This window comes from Propionicicella superfundia DSM 22317 (assembly GCF_000423465.1).
Classification (GTDB): domain Bacteria; phylum Actinomycetota; class Actinomycetes; order Propionibacteriales; family Propionibacteriaceae; genus Propionicicella; species Propionicicella superfundia.
Map to the genome: position 1 here is coordinate 420,977 of NZ_KE384022.1, position 16,121 is coordinate 437,097.

General features: G+C 71.2%; 15 protein-coding genes. 5 read left to right on the forward strand and 10 right to left on the reverse strand.

Features of this window, described 5'->3' with window-relative positions; genetic code table 11:
- Positions 1-76 precede the first annotated feature (76 nt).
- The 7 genes from G555_RS0115515 to G555_RS20585 all read right to left on the reverse strand — a co-directional run bounded on the left by G555_RS0115515 (position 77) and on the right by G555_RS20585 (position 8,015).
- Entirely contained in the window at positions 77-943 is an 867-nt protein-coding gene (locus G555_RS0115515; RefSeq protein WP_051209413.1) for an NAD(P)-dependent oxidoreductase, read from the reverse strand.
- Between the two features lie 78 nt (positions 944-1,021).
- Complete coding sequence (locus G555_RS20565) at positions 1,022-1,645, reverse strand: TetR/AcrR family transcriptional regulator (protein WP_051209415.1); 624 nt, start codon at positions 1,643-1,645, stop codon at positions 1,022-1,024.
- Positions 1,646-1,647: 2 nt separating this feature from the next.
- Positions 1,648-4,407, reverse strand: coding sequence for a YhgE/Pip domain-containing protein (locus G555_RS20570; protein WP_084635323.1), 2,760 nt, complete (start codon positions 4,405-4,407; stop codon positions 1,648-1,650).
- Between the two features lie 11 nt (positions 4,408-4,418).
- On the reverse strand, positions 4,419-5,180 hold the full coding sequence (locus G555_RS20575) for an ATP-binding cassette domain-containing protein (protein WP_245581302.1): 762 nt from the start codon (positions 5,178-5,180) through the stop codon (positions 4,419-4,421).
- A 125-nt stretch (positions 5,181-5,305) separates the two neighbouring features.
- On the reverse strand, positions 5,306-6,148 hold the full coding sequence (locus G555_RS20580) for an SDR family oxidoreductase (protein ID WP_051209419.1): 843 nt from the start codon (positions 6,146-6,148) through the stop codon (positions 5,306-5,308).
- A complete protein-coding gene (locus G555_RS0115540; protein ID WP_028709564.1) occupies positions 6,145-6,681 on the reverse strand; it encodes a carboxymuconolactone decarboxylase family protein in 537 nt (178 codons plus the stop codon). The genes G555_RS20580 and G555_RS0115540 overlap by 4 nt, the downstream gene beginning before the upstream one ends.
- 11 nt (positions 6,682-6,692) lie before the next feature.
- Entirely contained in the window at positions 6,693-8,015 is a 1,323-nt protein-coding gene (locus G555_RS20585) for an O-acetylhomoserine aminocarboxypropyltransferase/cysteine synthase family protein (protein WP_051209421.1), read from the reverse strand.
- Positions 8,016-8,373: 358 nt separating this feature from the next.
- On the opposite strand from G555_RS20585, the gene G555_RS0115550 reads away from it, so the two are divergent.
- The 4 genes from G555_RS0115550 (at position 8,374) to G555_RS0115560 (ending at position 10,572) form a co-directional block, all read left to right on the forward strand.
- Positions 8,374-9,189, forward strand: coding sequence for an SDR family NAD(P)-dependent oxidoreductase (locus tag G555_RS0115550; protein WP_028709565.1), 816 nt, complete (start codon positions 8,374-8,376; stop codon positions 9,187-9,189).
- A 96-nt stretch (positions 9,190-9,285) separates the two neighbouring features.
- The gene (locus tag G555_RS23260) at positions 9,286-9,417 is read left to right on the forward strand and encodes a hypothetical protein (protein ID WP_281168206.1); all 132 of its coding nucleotides are present in this window, start codon (positions 9,286-9,288) and stop codon (positions 9,415-9,417) included.
- 45 nt (positions 9,418-9,462) lie between these two features.
- On the forward strand, positions 9,463-9,807 hold the full coding sequence (locus G555_RS0115555; protein WP_028709566.1) for a hypothetical protein: 345 nt from the start codon (positions 9,463-9,465) through the stop codon (positions 9,805-9,807).
- 159 nt (positions 9,808-9,966) lie between these two features.
- The gene (locus tag G555_RS0115560; RefSeq protein WP_028709567.1) at positions 9,967-10,572 is read left to right on the forward strand and encodes a cytidylate kinase-like family protein; all 606 of its coding nucleotides are present in this window, start codon (positions 9,967-9,969) and stop codon (positions 10,570-10,572) included.
- A 72-nt stretch (positions 10,573-10,644) separates the two neighbouring features.
- On the opposite strand, the gene G555_RS0115565 is transcribed toward G555_RS0115560, so the two are convergent.
- The 3 genes from G555_RS0115565 to G555_RS0115575 form a co-directional block, all read right to left on the reverse strand.
- Positions 10,645-13,158, reverse strand: coding sequence for a DEAD/DEAH box helicase (locus G555_RS0115565; protein WP_028709568.1), 2,514 nt, complete (start codon positions 13,156-13,158; stop codon positions 10,645-10,647).
- Between the two features lie 64 nt (positions 13,159-13,222).
- Positions 13,223-13,912, reverse strand: coding sequence for a M50 family metallopeptidase (locus tag G555_RS0115570; protein WP_051209423.1), 690 nt, complete (start codon positions 13,910-13,912; stop codon positions 13,223-13,225).
- A 91-nt stretch (positions 13,913-14,003) separates the two neighbouring features.
- Positions 14,004-14,897, reverse strand: coding sequence for a VOC family protein (locus tag G555_RS0115575; RefSeq protein WP_156887595.1), 894 nt, complete (start codon positions 14,895-14,897; stop codon positions 14,004-14,006).
- Positions 14,898-15,107: 210 nt separating this feature from the next.
- On the opposite strand from G555_RS0115575, the gene G555_RS0115580 reads away from it, so the two are divergent.
- On the forward strand, positions 15,108-16,067 hold the full coding sequence (locus tag G555_RS0115580; RefSeq protein ID WP_028709571.1) for a type IV toxin-antitoxin system AbiEi family antitoxin domain-containing protein: 960 nt from the start codon (positions 15,108-15,110) through the stop codon (positions 16,065-16,067).
- Positions 16,068-16,121: the final 54 nt, after the last annotated feature.

Consider the following 16,121-nt stretch of genomic DNA (forward strand, 5'->3'; position numbering starts at 1 on the left):
GCCGCACACCCGGGCCACGACCCGGGCACCCGCCACCGGGGCGTCGTGATGGTCGTCGCGATCCGCGCGCGACCCCTCAGCTCGCCGGCGTCTGGAACGACGACCAGACGGCCGCGATGTCCTGCCCGGGCGGATCGGACGCCGCAGCGAACAGCTCCTCCAGCGCCGACAACAGCGTCAGGTTCATCTCCGACGTCGCCGCACGCGCCAGCCGGAGATCCTTGAGCAGCCCGCCCGCCTCGAACTGGGGAGCGAAGTCCCGGGCGAGCATCGCCTCGCCCTTGATGTGGGCGTAGGGACTGTCGGACGCCGTTCCCGCCAACGCCTCCAGGACGAGCCGCGGGTCGAGGCCCAGCCGTTCCGCGAGCGTCAGCGACTGGGCGATGCCGGCGGTGAGAGCCGCGATCCACGTGTTCACCGCCACCTTCAGCGCCGAGCCTGCGGGCGCGGCCTCCCCCGTGCGGACCCAGCGCTCACCGATCGCCGCGAGCACGGGCTCCGCAACGGCGACCGCGTCGTCCGATCCGGCGACCAGCGGCGTCAGCTTCCCCGCCTCTGCGGGCCCCTTCGTCCCAAGCACCGGCGCATCGACGAACCGCAGGCCACGACCGGCGGCCAGCGCGGCGAACTCCCGCGCGGCCTCCACGCCGATGGTCGCCGACTGCATCCAGACGGCACCGGATCGCGCGTTCCCGAACGCCTCGGCGGCCACGGCGCGCGTCGCGTCCGCGTCGAACAGCATGGTGAGGATGAGATCGGCCTCGGCCACGGCCGTGGCCGCGTCGGGTGCGATCACCACCCCGGACCCCGCCAATGCCTCGGCTCGCGGCGCGGACCGATTCCACACCGTCGTCGCGATCCCCGCGCCCACGATCCGCCGCGCCATGGCGGCACCCATCGTGCCCAGTCCCAGCACGGCGACCCGAAGTCCCGATCCGCTCATGTCATCTCCTCCTCGCCTACCTGAGGTATACACCCGGCCTGGGCACCGACCGCGGGGATTCCGGTCCGGACACCCGCCTCAGGACTCGTGGTGCCGTGAGCCGGTTCCGAGCCCGAGGCTGTCCAGCGCGGCCTCCAACACCTCGTCATAGGCGAGTTCGGGGTGGAACACCAGCCACTCCATGCCCGCGGTGAGGATCGCGCCGGTCTGCGCCGCGGCCATCACCCGCCACCGCTCGCCCGGCCGCGCCCCCCGCTCGGCGGCCAGGGCGTCGGTCAGCGGGCCCATGATCGCGTCCCGCCACGCCGACGCCGAATCCTGCCAGGAGCGATCGGTGCGGAAGACCTCCGCCACCATGACCTTGGCCGGCTGCGGATGCTCCTGGACCTCACGGAGCAGCGCGGCGAGGATCGCCCGGGTCCGGGCGACACCCGTCGTGCCCTCGGCGGCCTGGGCGATCACGCGGGTGACCTCGTGGACGTACTCGGTCATCAGCACCTCGACGAGCCGTGCCTTGGACGAGAAGTTGTAGAAGATGCTGCCCTTCGCGACCTCGGCACGGAGGGCGATGTCGTCCATCGAGGTGCTGCCGACACCCCGCTCGGCGAACAACTCGGTGGCCGCGCGCAGGATCGCCTCGCGGACGCCCGCCCGCGGCCCCGAGCGGCGTCCGGACGTGCGTTCCGGGATGTCCGTCGTCATGGCTACAGGCTAAGGGCTGGATGCAGCCGCGACATCGTCCAGACCCTCTTGCGGGCCGCCGCCACCGAACTGATGGCCAACGAGACGACGAAGATGCCCGCCATCACGGCGACGCTGGTCCAGAAGCGGATCTCCATGCCGCCGGTGATCGCCTCCCGCAGTCCCTCGACGACGTAGGTCATCGGCATCCACGGACTGACGGCCTGCAGGAACGCGGGCTCGGTCTGGATCGGGTACGTCCCGCCCGCCGAGGCCAACTGCAGCATCAGCACCGAGATGATGACCACCTTGCCCACGGCCGGCCCGAACACCACCTGCAGCATCTGCTGCAGGGCCATGAACGCGGCTGCGACGAGCAGCGTGAGCCCGATGGTGGCGACCGCGGTGCCGAGCGTCAACCCGACCGAGAAGTGGAGCACGACGAGCAGGATCGCGACCTGGCCGACCGCGAGCAGCAGCGCCGGGTTGAGCGACCCGAACGCGGCACGGAACCCGGTGACCTGCGTCATCAACGCCCGGGTCTGCAGCGGCCTCAGCAGCAGCCAGGTGATGAGCGCGCCGACCCACAGGGCGAGGCCGATGAAGAACGGCGCGAAGCCCTCCCCCCAGCTCGCGGCCTGGTGGACGTACGACTCGTCGAGCGAGACCGGGCTGACCACGGCCTGCACGCGCGCCTGCCGCTGCTGGGTGGTGTCCGAGGTGATCGCGTTCGACCCGCTGTGCAGCGCGCTCGCGAGCTGCGACGCTCCGGATTGGAGCGTGTCGAGGCCGCCGTCCAGCGAGGTCGCGCCGGTGGCCAGCTTCGCCGAGCCGTCCTTCACCTGATCCGAGGCGGCGGCGAGCTGCGAGGCACCGGTGGAGAGCTCGGACAGCCCGGCGGTCAGCGCAGGGACCTTCTGCTGCATCGTCTGCAGCCCGGTGTGGACGTCGTCGGCCCCCGAGGAGACCTGCTCCGCTCCGGCGAGCACCTGCTCCGCGCCGTCGACGAGGCCCGTGGTGGAGTCGGTGCCGGTGAATGCCTGGTTCAGGCTGGTCAGCCCGCTGACGAGGGCGGGCAGCTTCTCGTCGGCCGAACCCGCCATCGTCGACAGCCCGCTGCTCAGGTCCTTCGCCCCCGACGCCAGGGCCGTGATCTGCGGCTTCGCGTCGTTCACCTGCGTCGCCCCCGTGCGCAGCGACGCGCCGCCGTCGGTCAGCTTCGTCGCACTCGCGGCGAGCGAGGACGCCCCGCCGGACAGGCCGGTCGCCGACGACGAGAGCTCCTGCGCACCGCTGGTGAGCTTCGACACGTCCACGGCGGCGGCGAGCGCACCGGCCCCCGACGCCACATCCGCGGCTCCGGTCTTGACCTCGGCGGCTCCGTTCGCGAGGGCCGGCAACCCGGTCGACGTGTCGGCGAGCGCGGACGTCCCCGCCTTCACCGACGCGAGGGAGGCCCGCAGCGACGCGATGGCCGCCTGGCGGGTGGCGGCGTCGGAGCTGGTGAGGGCATCGGACAGCGACCCGCCGTCGGCGAGCTGGGACTGGAGCCGGCCGACACCCTGGTCGAGCGAGGTCGCGGAGGTCGCCGCGGTGCCGGCCCCGGACGCCACGGTCGCGGCGCCCTTCGAGACATCGCCCGCTCCGGTGGACACCGACGTCAGGCCCGACGTGACGGACGCCGCACCCTGAGCGAACCGCGTGGCCCCCGCCGCGTACTGCTGCGCGCCGCTCGCGTACTGTCCCGCCCCGGTGGCGAGCTGCTCGGCTCCCGAGGCGTACTGGGTCGCCCCCGAGGCGAACGTCTGCGCGCCGGAAGCCAGCGTCCCGTACTGGGCCGCCAACTGCTGCGCGCCGGACGCCAGCGTCGCGGCACCGGACGACGCGGTGTCCAGGCCGTTCTTGAGGTCGGTGATCGAGCTGGTCGCGGACGCGAGCTGCCCGGCCCCGGCAGCGGCCTTCTTCACGCCCGTCACGTAGGTGCTCTGGCCCTCGCGCAGATCCGACGCGCCGGTGGCGAGCTGCTGCGCGCCGTCGGTGAGCTGGTTCACGCCCGTGACGAGCGGTCGGGTCTGCGTCACGGCACTGCTCGCGCCGGTCGCGAGTTCGTGCGCGCCCGTGGAGAGCTGGGACGACCCGGACGCGAGCTGGGCGGCCCCGGTCGCGAGCGCCGTCGAGCCCGTGGCGGCGGTGTCGAGTCCCGAACGGAGCTGGTCGGCTCCGTCGGCCGCGGACGCGAAGCCGCTCTTCGCGTCGCCGACGCCCACGAGCAGCGTGTTGACGGCCTCCTCGGACGTGGCATCGGAGACCTCGGTCCGGATCCGGAGAAGGGCGGTCTTTCCCAGGGTGTCGGCGAGGAACGAGTTCGAGTCGTCGTAGGTGACCTCGATCGCCGCCGCCTGCGGATCGGATCCGCCGAGCGTCGCCAGGCGCGCCGAGAAGTCGGCCGGGATGGTGACGGCGAAGTAGTAGGCCCCGGTCCTCAACCCCTCCTCGGCCTCCTCGGCCGTCGTCTCGTGCCACGCGAACGTGTCGGCGTCCCGGAGCTTGCGCACCGTCTCGTCCCCGGCGGTGCGCACCTCGCCGTTGATGGTCGCGGGCCGATCCTCGTTGACGAGGGCGACCGGGAGGTCGTTGAGCCGGGTGGTCGGATCCCAGAACGCCCAGACGTACATGACGCCGTACAGCAGCGGGATCATCAGGAGGACGGCGATCGCGGCGCGCGTGATGGGCTGCCGCGCGAAACGCTTCAGCTCTGTCCCGTGGGACATCCAAGCCTGCATGTGAGGACCTTCTATCGGGAAGCGGGAAGGGGGCGGAGACGGCGGCGCGGCACGTCGGGCGGGTCTGCGGCGGAGTCCCGCAGCCGGATGTGGACCGGTTCGCGGGTCCAGGTGCGGCGCGTGTACTCGCGGGCGCTCGTCGCCGAGCACACCACCGCCACGCCCGTGTCGGCGAGGTCTTCGAGGCGGCGCCAGACGACGTCCCGCTCGACGACGTCGTGAAGCTGGTCGATCTCGTCGACGACGATCAGCTCGGGGTCGGCCTCCATCGCGAGAGCGATGCGCAACAACAGGTTCTGGGTCTCGGTGAGCTCGTGGATGCGCTGTCGGGCGCCCGGAAGCTCCGTGTCCCCGAAGACGGGTGCGCAGAGCCGGGCGACGCGGTCGTCGTCGGGGGTCCGGATGTGCGCGTACCAGGGGGCGAGCCACGCGAGTCGTTCGCGGACCGTCGCCGCGACCGTCACCTCCTCGTCCAGCTCGTCGAGTCCGCGGATGCCCATCGCGCCGCTGCGGTGCTGGACCTCGCGCAGTCCGGCGGGAAGCCGGAACCCGAGGACGGAGAGCTCGCCGAGCTGATGCCGCATCCGCCCGGTGAGAGTGAGGAGCAGAGCGGTCTTGCCGGAGCCTGGCGGGCCGGTCACCAAGGCCAGACCACCCGCACGGACCGAGAGGTCGACATCGCGATAGACGTAGCCGCGGCGGGCGTACGCGCCCAGGCCGCGGGCCTCCACCGCCGGCGCTTGCGGGGCCGGTTCGGTGACCGGCGAGAGCATCTCGAGCACGAGACACGAGAATAGGACGCTCTGACCATCTGGTTCAAATCAAACGGTCAAATCGTGTTCCCCGAGAGGCGCGAGGGGCACGGGCGACGGCCGCGCCCTTCACCTCGGCCGGAGCCTCAGCGCGTCAGCAGCCCCGCGTCGAGGACGAACTGGGAGCCGGTGATGTACCGCGCCCGGTCCGAGGCCAGGAACAGCACGAGCTGGACCACGTCCCACGTCTCCACCCAGGGGACGGGCAACAGGTTTCCCGCCGACCGCTCGGCGATCTCCTCCGGGGTCGTGCCCTCCATCGCCGCCAGCCCGTCGTTCATCTGCGTGTCCACCCCGGTCGGATGGATCGACACGGCCCGGATCCCGTGCGGCGCGAGCTCGATCGCGAGCGACTTCACCAGCCCCGTCACGCCCCACTTCGCGGCCGCGTAGTGGGACAGCCGGCTCAGCCCCCGCAGTCCCGCGATGGAGGAGTTCGCGACGATCACGCCGCGGCGCCGCGCGATCATGCCCGGGATGACGGCCTTCGCACTCAGCCAGACACCCTTCAGGTTGATGTCCAGCACGGCGTCCCACTCCTCCTCGGTGAGTTCGTGCGCATACCCGTAGGCCGAGATCCCCGCGTTGGCGAACAGGATGTCGACGCCGCCGAACTCGGCCTCGGCCTCGCGGGCGGCGCGCGCCAGGAACGCCCCGTCGCGGACGTCCCCGCGATGGGCCCGGACCGCTCCGCCGGCATCGGCGATCTCAGCCACGAGCGTGCCGAGGGCGTCGTCCTGCTTGTTGAGGTACTCCGGGTAGGCCAGCGGCTTCCCGAGGTCGACGGCCACGATGTTCGCGCCCCGTTCGGCGAGCGCGAGCGCGACCGCACGGCCCTGCCCCGAGGCGGCCCCGGTGACGAAGGCCGTGCGGCCCGTGAAGTCCTCCTCCGCGACCGGGGCCCGACCCGGGCGCGACGCGGTGCTCACTCCCGCACCCCGGCGGTGTGAAGCGCCAGCAGTTCGGAGTCGAGGTCGATTCCCAGGGCGGTGTTGACGAGGTTCGTGGCCGCCATCAGGCCGGCGAAGGCGACCAGTTCGACCAGCCCGTCCTCCCCGTACCGTTCGCGCAACCGGCCGGTGAGCTCGTCGGACGCCCTCCCGTCGGCCGCCAGCGAACGGCCGAACTCGGCGAGATCGGCCTCCTCGGCGTTCAGGTCGTAGCGCGCCTCGGGATCCTCGCCGCGGGCCAGGAGGGTACGCCGGAAGTACAGCGAGCACAGCAGGCAGTCGTTGGTCGTCGAGATCGCATGCGAGAAGACGATCACCCCGCGCTCGCCGATCCGCGGCAGCAGCGCGTCCCGCAACGGGAACCAGGTCATGAGGGCGTCGTAGGCCACCGGCGCGTGGAGCAGCGTCCGCTTCATATTGGTGATCTCGCCGTCGTTGGCGACCCGGGCGTCCCACAGCACCCGGGCCTCCAGCGACAGGTCGTCCCGCTCGGGCAGAAAGACGTGAGGCATCGCGGCGCCCCTCACTCGCGCCCGGCGACGGCCGGTTCGCGGTCGCGGCCGCTCACCGCGACGTCGAGGGCCTGCTCGATGTCGGCGAGGATGTCGTCGATGTGCTCGATGCCGATGACCAGACGCACCAGGTCGGAGCTCAGGCCGGCCTCCTGGAGCTGCGTCTCGCTCAACTGGTGGTGGGTCGTGGACGCGGGGTGGCACGCCAGCGACTTCGCGTCCCCGATGTTCACCAGGTGCGTCAGCAGGCCGAGAGCGTCGATGAAGCGCGCGCCCGCCTCGTACCCGCCCGCGATGCCGAAGCTGAGCAGACCGGACGCCTTGCCGCCGGCGTACTTCTGCAGCAGTGCGTGATCGGGGTGGGACGGCAGCCCCGCGTACCGCACCCACTCGACGGCGGGGTGGCGCTCCAGGTACTGCGCGACGGCGAGCGCGTTGCTGCACACCTTCTCGATGCGCAGCGGCAGGGTCTCGATGCCCTGCAGGATGAGGAAGGCGTTGAACGGCGAGATCGCGGCACCGAGGCTGCGCAGCAGCACCGCTCGCGCCCGGATGGCGAGCGCGGCGTCGGGGAACTGCTCGGCGAAGACCGCGTTCTGGTAGGCCGGTTCGGGGCGAGTGAGGCCCGGGTACCTGTCGGCGTGCTCCAGCCAGGGGAACGAGCCGCCGTCCACGATCGCGCCGCCGATGGAGTTGCCGTGCCCCCCGAGGTACTTGGTGAGCGAGTGCACGACGATGTCGGCGCCGAACTCGAACGGGCGCACGAGGGCCGGCGACGGCACGGTGTTGTCGATGACGAGCGGGGCGCCGACGGCATGCGCGGCGCGTGCGAAGGCCTCCAGGTCGAGCACGTTGCCGAGCGGATTGCCGATGGTCTCGGCGAACACCGCGATCGTCCGGTCGTCGGCGACACGGGCGACGGCGTCCGGGTCGTCGGGGTCGATGAACCGGGCCTCGACCCCCGACTGCGGGAGGAGATTGTCGAAGTACACGTGCGACGAGCCGTACAGCCCGCGAGTGACGATCACGTTGTCGCCGACCCGCGAGAGGGCCTGGATCGTGTACGAGACGGCCGCCATGCCGGAGGCGAGGGCGAGTGCCGCGGTTCCGCCCTCGAGCGCCGCGACCCGCTCCTCGAGGACGGCCTGGGTCGGGTTCCCCGTGCGGGTGTAGGCGAGGTCCTCGGTGGCGCCGAGCGTGAACACGTCGAGGGCGTGCTGCGAGCTCTTGAACGCGAAGGACGACGTCTGGTAGATCGGCACGGCCACCGCGCGGTTCGCCGATTCGGGCGAATAGCCGCCGTGGACGGCGAGGGTGTCGAAGTGCAAGGACATGAGTGGTTTCCCCAGTTCGTGAGTGCGCAACGGCAGACGCAGGCATGCCGCTGCTGAGCGGATGAGCCTGATTGCGCCTGGTGTCCAAACCGGACGGGGCGTGGTGACCTAGCGAGCCGACACGACTGTCACGGCATGGCAGCGGCGCAACCAGGCGCCGGCATGCAGCAACAGCTACACATCAATCGGACAGTCACGATGGTGAAGCTAGCGATCCCCTCGGATCGCTGTCAACGCGTCCCGTTCCCGCCGTGGGACACCCAGGGTCCCCTTCTGGTGAGGTGACATCATGGGCATCACCCGGCGTCCCGGGGCGACGCTCGCGGGAGCCGTCCCCGGTGCGACGCGAGGAGAGTCCATGACAACGCAGCGTTCGACCGACCAGTCCGGTCGCGTCGTTCTCATCTCGGGAGGCGGCACCGGCATCGGCGCCGCGGTCGCCGAGCGGTTCGCGACGGAGGGCGCCCAGGTCGTTCTCGTCGGTCGCAGGCCGGAGCCCCTGCGCGCGGTCGCCGAGCGCGTGGGCGGCGCGTGGCTCACCGCCGACGTGTCCGACGCGACGCAGGTGAAGGACGTCGTGGCCCGGGTCCTCGCCGATTTCGGCCGGCTCGACGTCGTCGTCGCCAACGCGGGCGGGCACGGGTTCTCCGCCGTGGGCGACACCGACGACGACGGGTGGGCGCAGTCCCTGCAGGCGAATCTGACGACAGCGTTCGTCCTCACGCGGGAGTCGCTCCCCGCGCTCGTGGAATCCGGCGGGCAGATCGTGATCGTGTCCTCGCTGGCGGGCGTCGCCGCGGGCCCGAGCGTCGCCGGGTACACGGTCGGCAAGCACGCGCTCATCGGCCTGACCCGGTCGCTCGCCCGGGACTACGGGCCGCGCGGGGTCCGCACGAACGCGATCTGTCCCGGGTGGGTGCAGACGCCGATGGCCGATGCCGAGATGGACGAGTTCCGCGAGCATGCCGGGCTCGCGTCCCGTGACGCCGCCTATGCCGCCGTCACGGCCGACGTCCCGCTCCGGCGCCCGGCACGGCCGGCCGAGATCGCCGCCGCCGTCCGCTTCCTCGGTTCGGCCGAGTCGTCCTACGTCAACGGGGCGGTGCTGCTCGTGGACGGCGGCGCACACATGGTGGACGTCCCCACCATCGCGTTCGACCACGCCGGCATGTAGCCGCGCCCGGGGGTCCCGCCTTTCGGGGTGGCGACGTCGCGGGCGGCAGCGTCGCACTGTAACGTCCGATGCCCCCGGCGTCGCTAAGCTCCTGCCATGAAGCGCCTGATCGGGCTCATCGCGGCCGCCTGTCCCGTTTTCGCGTTTCTTCCCGCAACACGAGCTCGCGCCGCGATCACCTTCGGCGCCATCAAGGCCGACTACCCGCACGGGTCCAGTCACGTATGAAAAGCGCATCCGCACCGTCCGATCAGACGATCCGGATAGAACTCGATGGGTGACCTCCTCGTGTCCTTCGAGTTGCAGGACAACCTCGCCGCGATACCGGTGCTTCCTGATGACGAAGGACATGCCAGTGTCTTCTGGGTGCAGAAATGGGGCAGACCGTTGGTGCGCGGCGGCTCCATGACGTGTGACATCTACCGCAGCACAGCGGACGTCTCGCTCGTCGACGTCATCAGGTTCGCTCAACAGGGGGAGTCCCTGCTGGAGAGCGAGATCTTTGCCGACGTGGATTGCGAGATCGACGGGGAACGAACGAGGGTCCTGATCAGGCTCAGCGGGTCCGAACCCCGTCCTCCCGAGTTCGTCGAGTCGACACTCGCCCTCGGGGACTGACGCGCCCGCTCACCACTGATCGACACCGGCGACCTGCGAGCCGAGAGGGTTCCGAACACACGCGGAATCGCGGCCGGCAGCGAGATTCGGGATGACCCTCCACGCAGCGCGAAGCAGAGGCGTACAAAGGAAGTAGCGGACAGAAGAGGAGCGTGCGGCATGAAGAAGTCCATCGTCATCAACCGGGAGTTCGGCAGCGGCGGGCGTGAGATCGGCCGGCTCATCGCCGATCGCACGGGCCTGGAGTTCTACGACTCGCGGATCCTGCAGGAGGCCGCGACCCGCAAGGGACTCCCCCACGACCTCCTCGCAAGCTTCGACGAACGCCTGACCACCGGTCCGTTCTTCGGCCTGTCGCTCATCGGCGGCGTCGACCTGGACACGGCCTCGCTCCCCTATCGCGCGCACGCGGCCATCTCCGAGGTCATCGTGGCGGCCGCCCAGCGCGCCCCGGCCGTCTTCATCGGACGCTGCGCCGACCGGATCCTCGCCGACGCCGGCCTGCCGTTCCGCAACGTGTTCGTGTACAGCACCGACAAACAGCGCAAGATCGCGCGCGCGATCGAGTTGGACGGTGTCGCGCCCAAGCATGCCGAGAGCTACGTCGCCAAGATGGACAAGGCCCGCAACCGGTACCAGCAGTTCTTCACCGACACGACGTTCGGCGACTACCGCGAGTACGACCTGTGCCTCGACAGCGCGGCCTTCGGGTACGAGGGGTGCGTCGACCTGATCCTGGCGTCGCTCGACCTGGGCGGAATCTGACCACCTCTCGCCGTGGGGCGTCCCCATCGCCGCAGAAGTGACCAAGCCCGAGCCCGGAGCCTGCGCCCCGCGTCAGTCGCCGAACCCGGTGACGTGGACGATCAGGTCCTCGGCCGCGTCGCAGGCGTCCAGATCGACCGTCGCGGTGATCGACCAGTCGTGGTTGTCCTCGGGGTCGGCGATGATCTGCCGCACCTGCCAGCGCCGGCCCTTCTCCTCGATGACCAGCAGCGCCGGGCCGCGGGCATCGGCGTCGGTGCGGATCTCGTCGTAGACGTCCCAGTACTCGCCCAGCGCCGCATCCCAGTCACGGAAGGCGGTCGCCCGGTCCGGATCCTCGGCGTCCAGGGCGAGCAGTCCCTGGACGTCGTCGCGGGAGGCCAGTTCGACGCGTCGGAACATCGCATTGCGCACGAGCACGCGGAAGGCGCGCGGGTTGCTCGTCACGGTCCGCTGCGGGGGCGCCGCGTCGGTGAGCAGCCCGGTGTCCGTGGCCCCGGTGAGCCGCTCCCACTCGTCCAGCAGCGACGAGTCGGTGAGCCGCGTCACCTCGCCCAGCCACTCGATGATGTCGGTGAGCGCCTCGGTCCGCAGCGACTCGGGGACGGTCTGCCGCAGGGCCCGGTACGCATCCGACAGGTAGCGCAGCAGCAGCCCCTCGCTGCGTTGCACCTTGTAGTACGCGACGTACTCGCCGAACGTCATCGCCCGCTCGTACATGTCGCGCACGATCGACTTCGGCGACACCGGCGTCTCGGCCAGCCACGGGTGTGAGCCGACGAAGGTGCCGAAGGCATGCTCCAGGAGCTCGGCGAGCGGACGCGGCCAGGTCACGCCGTCGAGGATCTCCTGCCGTTCCTCGTACTCGACGCCGTCGGCCTTCAGCTCCGCCACGAGGTCGCCCCGCGCCCGGAACTGCTGCTGGACGAGGACGGCCATAGGGTTCTCCAGGGTCGCCTCGATGACGCTGAGGACGTCCAGCGCATGGTCGGGCGCCTCCGGATCCAGCAGGGCCAGTGCCGCGATCGCGAACGCGGACAACGGCTGGTTCAGCGCGAAGTCCTGCTGGAGGTCCACGGCGAGCTGGTACCGGCGCCCGCCCGGCGTCGGCTCGGGGAGCCGGACGACGACGCCGCCGACCAGGAGCGACCGCCCGAGCGCCAGCGCCCGCCGGTACAGCCGCAGCCGCGCCGCCCGGTCGGTCGTCGCGGCGTCCACGAGACGCTGCACGGCGACGACCGTGTCCTCGTCGCGCTGCAACAGGTTCAGCAGCATCCCGTGGCTGATCCGCATCCGCGCGACCAGTTGCTCGGGGGGCGCGGCGATGAGCCTGGTGAACGTGTCCTCGGTGAAGCTCACGAAGCCCTCGGGCGGCTTCTTCCGTTTCACCCGGCGCAGCTTCTTCGGATCGTTCCCGGCCTTCGCGACCGCGACGGCGTTCTCGATGACGTGGTCGGGCGCCTGCGCCACGACGTACCCGACGGTGTCGAACCCGGGACGTCCGGCGCGACCGGCGATCTGGTGGAACTCCCGCGCCCGCAGCAGACGCTGCCGGCGACCGTCGAACTTGGACAGGCTCGCGAACAGGACGGTGCGGATCGGGACGTTGATGCCGACGCCGAGCGTGTCGGTGCCGCAGATCACGCTCAGCAGGCCGCGCTGCGCGAGGGTCTCGACCAGCCGCCGGTATCGCGGCAGCATCCCGGCGTGGTGGACGGCGATGCCCGACAGCAGCAGCTTGGAGAGAGTCTTGCCGAACCCGTTGGCGAAGCGGAAGCCCTGCATCGCCTCGACGAGCTCGCGCCGGTGCGACCGGTCGGCGAAGCCGCCGCTGAGCAGGGACTGCGCCCGCTCGACGGCCGCCGCCTGGGTGGAATGCACGATGTACACCGGCCCGCGGTCGTCCCGCAGCATGACCTCCACCGCCTCCAGCAGCGGCCGCAGCGACCACTCGTACGTCAGCGGGACCGGACGCACGGCGTCGGAGATGATGCTGGACGGCCGCCCCGTCCGCTCCGCCAGGCCCCGGGCCAGGTCGGTGACGTCACCGAGCGTCGCGGACATGATGATGAACTGGGCCTGTGGCAGCTCGGTGAGCGCGACCTGCCAGGCCCAGCCGCGATCGCGGTCGGCGATGAAGTGGAACTCGTCCATGACGACCTGCCCGACCTCGGCCGTCCGCCCCTGCCGCAGCGCGATGTTGGCGAGGATCTCGGCCGTGCAGCACACGATGGGAGCGTCGGGGTTCACGGCGGCGTCACCGGTCACCATGCCGACGTTCGCCGCCCCGAAGATGTCGCACAGCCCGAAGAACTTCTCGCTGACGAGGGCCTTGATCGGGGCCGTGTAGTAGCTGCGGACGCCGGACGCGTACGCCGCGACGTGCGCGCCGGTCGCGATGAGGGTCTTCCCGGAGCCGGTCGGGGTCGTGATGACGGCATTCGCGCCGGTGAGGATCTCGACGAGCGCCTCGTCCTGATGGGGATAGAGGGTGAGTCCGTCATCGCTCGTCCAGCGGACGAAGGCCTCGTAGAGGGCGTCGGGATCGGGTTCCCCCGAGGTGGGCAGCAGGTCTGTCAGTCGCATGTCGCGCACCATCGTCCCACCTGAGGCGGCGCGACGTCGCACGGCACGTGAGCCGCGCGTGCCCTCAGACGGCGGCGACGGGGAGCAGCAGCCAGGCCCCGGCCGCCAGGCACGCGACCGTGAGCACGAGCCAGGCCATGCCCCAGACCGGACGCGGGACGCGCGTCAGCCGGGACAGTTGCCCGGGATCGGACTGCGGCGTCGCCGAGCGCATCACCTCCACGACCGCCCGCGGCCCGCCCAGCAGGAACAGCCACGCGAGGCCGTACGCGCCGAAGGCGAGCAGTGCAGGGGGCGCGTACCAGGACGCGAGCGCCACCGCGGCGCCGCCCACGACAACCACGAGCGCGCCGTACAGGTTGCGGATGCTCAGCAGCATGAGCGCCAGCAGGACGACGAGCAGCCAGAGCAGGCCGGCGGCGTGACCCGTGCTCGCCAGCCACGCCGCGCCGAGGCCCACCACCGACGCCGCCGGGTACCCGGCGAACAGCGTCGCCACCATGCCCGGCCCGTGCGGGCGTCCCTTCGTGACCGTGACGCCGGAGGTGTCCGACCGGAGCCGGATGCCGGCCAGCCGGCGCCCGACGAGCACGCCGACGACCGCATGCCCCGCCTCGTGGCAGACCGTCACGAGGATGCGCAGCGGACGCCACGCCAGCACCACCAGCGCGAGGACCACCAGCCCCGTGGCCGCGGCCGGAACGAACGCGAGCGGTTGCTGCACCGACAACGCCCGCTCCCAGACGTCCCTCATCAGCTCCACGCGTCCCAGTGTGTCGTACGACCGGAAACGGGGCCCGGCCCCGTCCCGGTCCGGGACGACGCCGCAACCGGACGTCCTCCGGTCAGCCGAAGGCGGCCAGGTCGATCTTCTTCATCTGCAGCATCTTCTGGTATGCGCCCGGGCGCTCCATGTACTCGTTCCAGTTGCCCGGCACGACCTGCCAGCTCACGCCGAACCTGTCGGCGCACCATCCGCACTGCTCGGCCTCCGGGACGGCCGAGAGCGCGTCCCAGAAGTGGTCGATCTCGGCCTGGTCGGCGCAGGCGATCATGAGGGACACCCCGGGAGTGAACGAGTAGTCCTGCTCCACGACGGAGTCCATGAGCGCGAGCCACTGCCCCGCCAGCTCGATGTCGGCGAACATCACGCTGCCCGTCGCGGCCGGACCGGTGTCCTCGGGATACGGGACGAGCGTCCCGACGCGCGAGCCGGGGAACACCGACGTGTAGTACTCGACGGCCTCGCCCGCCCGGTTCTGCGCGGCACCGCCGAACAGCAGGCACGGGATGACGAACGGGCGCGGCTCGCCCGCGGGATCGGTCAGCATGAGCTGCCAGGGAGTCCCGTAGCGATCCTGCAGCCAGCCGTATCGCGGGCTGAAGTCGTAGGCGCCGAGCGGCATCAGCACCGTGCCGTCCTCGGACAGGGCGGCCCACACCTCGTCCAGCCGGTCGCGCGCGGCGGCGTCCACGGACGGGTCGAAGTTGAGCATGAAGGACAGCGACGGGTTGATCGGGAACTCGGGCCCGGCGTTGATGCCCAGGAACCTGTACCCGTCGACCTCGAACTCGACGACGAGTTCCTTGCCCGCCATGTCCCGCTGGAAATCGGGCAGTCCGTCCGTCGGGTAGTAGTCGGTGTGCGTGACCGTGGTGCGGGGAAGCACCCGCGCGTAGAAGTCGGCCGCCTCGGCCGCATTGCCGTTGAACCACAGGTTCGGGGTGATCCGTTGCATGTCGTTCCCTTCGACGGGCATCCGATGTGAACACCGTAAACAATGGTCGGCGGGTGCGCAACAGTCGCCGCTCGGACGCCGGATCGGCACCGGCCCGCGAGCCGGACGTGTCACGTCGCACGTCGCATCCGGCTGTGGACGACGCGGCGCCCTGTCCACAGTCACGCGGTGCCGGGGACCGATCCGTGCCCACGTGCCCACAGACGGAGCATGCGCATCCCTCAGCCCTTCGCACCCCCCGCCGTCCCGACCCGGAGACGCGACCTCGTCGCGCTCGGGCTCACCCAGCGCCGGATCGGCACCGCGGTGGCCGGGGGCCGCCTGGTGCGCGTCCGCCAAGGCGTCTACCTCGACCCCGCCAGGTGGCCCGTCGGCGAGGCGGAACAGCACCTCGTCCGCGCCCACGCCGAGCAGGTCTACCGACCCGACGGCGCCGTCTCGCATCGCGCGGCGGCCCTGTACTGGGAGCTGCCGCTGCTCCGGACGGACTGGGCCGACGAGCCGGTGTGGATCACGCTCCCGGCGGGACGGGGGTTTCGGAGCAGCCGCTCCCGGCGACTGGAGCAGTCGACGGCTCCGCTGCCGCCCCACCACGTCACGCTGACCGAGTCAGGTGCCCGGATCACCACCGTCGCACGGACGGCCGCCGATGTGGCCGGAGGCATGGAGTCCCCGTCCGCTCTCATGGTGCTGGACGCGGCGCTGCGCCGGCAGTGCCGAGACCTGATGAGCGGGCCGCGCAGGCGCGATCTGCGGAACCCCCGGCTGGTCGCGGCCGCGAAGGCCCCGCTGCTGGAGGCCATGGACCGGCCGCGGATGCGGCCGGGCAAGCACTGGCTCACGTACGCCGATCCGCTCAGGGAGAGCGCGATCGAATCGCTGAGTTACGGTCACATGGCGCTCGCGGGATTGCCCCTTCCCGCATGCCAGTTCCCGCTCACCACCCCGGCCGGAGTCCTGTACCCGGACTTCTACTGGGAGGAACAGTGCCTGATCGGGGAAGCGGACGGACGGGTGAAGTACGCCGACGCCGACGCGATGCTGCAGGAGAAGGAACGCGAGCAGGTGCTGCGCGACCTCGGCTTCCGCTTCGTCCGCTGGCTCGGCAAGGAGATCCATCTGTGGCCCGGCACCGTGATGGACCGCATCGCGCGCGCCCTGAACGCATGACTGCGACTTTCTGGCCCGAATGGGCCGCGTCGCAGGAGGTCGACCTCGCGGATG

Coding starts and splice junctions, on each gene's coding strand:
- G555_RS0115515 (WP_051209413.1), bottom strand. CDS start 943: ATGAGCGGATCGGGACTTCGGGTCGCCGTGCTGGGACTGGGCACGATG.
- G555_RS20565 (WP_051209415.1), bottom strand. CDS start 1,645: ATGACGACGGACATCCCGGAACGCACGTCCGGACGCCGCTCGGGGCCG.
- G555_RS20570 (WP_084635323.1), bottom strand. CDS start 4,407: ATGCAGGCTTGGATGTCCCACGGGACAGAGCTGAAGCGTTTCGCGCGG.
- G555_RS20575 (WP_245581302.1), bottom strand. CDS start 5,180: ATGCTCTCGCCGGTCACCGAACCGGCCCCGCAAGCGCCGGCGGTGGAG.
- G555_RS0115540 (WP_028709564.1), bottom strand. CDS start 6,681: ATGCCTCACGTCTTTCTGCCCGAGCGGGACGACCTGTCGCTGGAGGCC.
- G555_RS20585 (WP_051209421.1), bottom strand. CDS start 8,015: ATGTCCTTGCACTTCGACACCCTCGCCGTCCACGGCGGCTATTCGCCC.
- G555_RS0115550 (WP_028709565.1), top strand. CDS start 8,374: ATGACAACGCAGCGTTCGACCGACCAGTCCGGTCGCGTCGTTCTCATC.
- G555_RS23260 (WP_281168206.1), top strand. CDS start 9,286: ATGAAGCGCCTGATCGGGCTCATCGCGGCCGCCTGTCCCGTTTTCGCG.
- G555_RS0115555 (WP_028709566.1), top strand. CDS start 9,463: ATGGGTGACCTCCTCGTGTCCTTCGAGTTGCAGGACAACCTCGCCGCG.
- G555_RS0115560 (WP_028709567.1), top strand. CDS start 9,967: ATGAAGAAGTCCATCGTCATCAACCGGGAGTTCGGCAGCGGCGGGCGT.
- G555_RS0115565 (WP_028709568.1), bottom strand. CDS start 13,158: ATGCGACTGACAGACCTGCTGCCCACCTCGGGGGAACCCGATCCCGAC.
- G555_RS0115570 (WP_051209423.1), bottom strand. CDS start 13,912: ATGAGGGACGTCTGGGAGCGGGCGTTGTCGGTGCAGCAACCGCTCGCG.
- G555_RS0115575 (WP_156887595.1), bottom strand. CDS start 14,897: ATGCAACGGATCACCCCGAACCTGTGGTTCAACGGCAATGCGGCCGAG.
- G555_RS0115580 (WP_028709571.1), top strand. CDS start 15,108: ATGCGCATCCCTCAGCCCTTCGCACCCCCCGCCGTCCCGACCCGGAGA.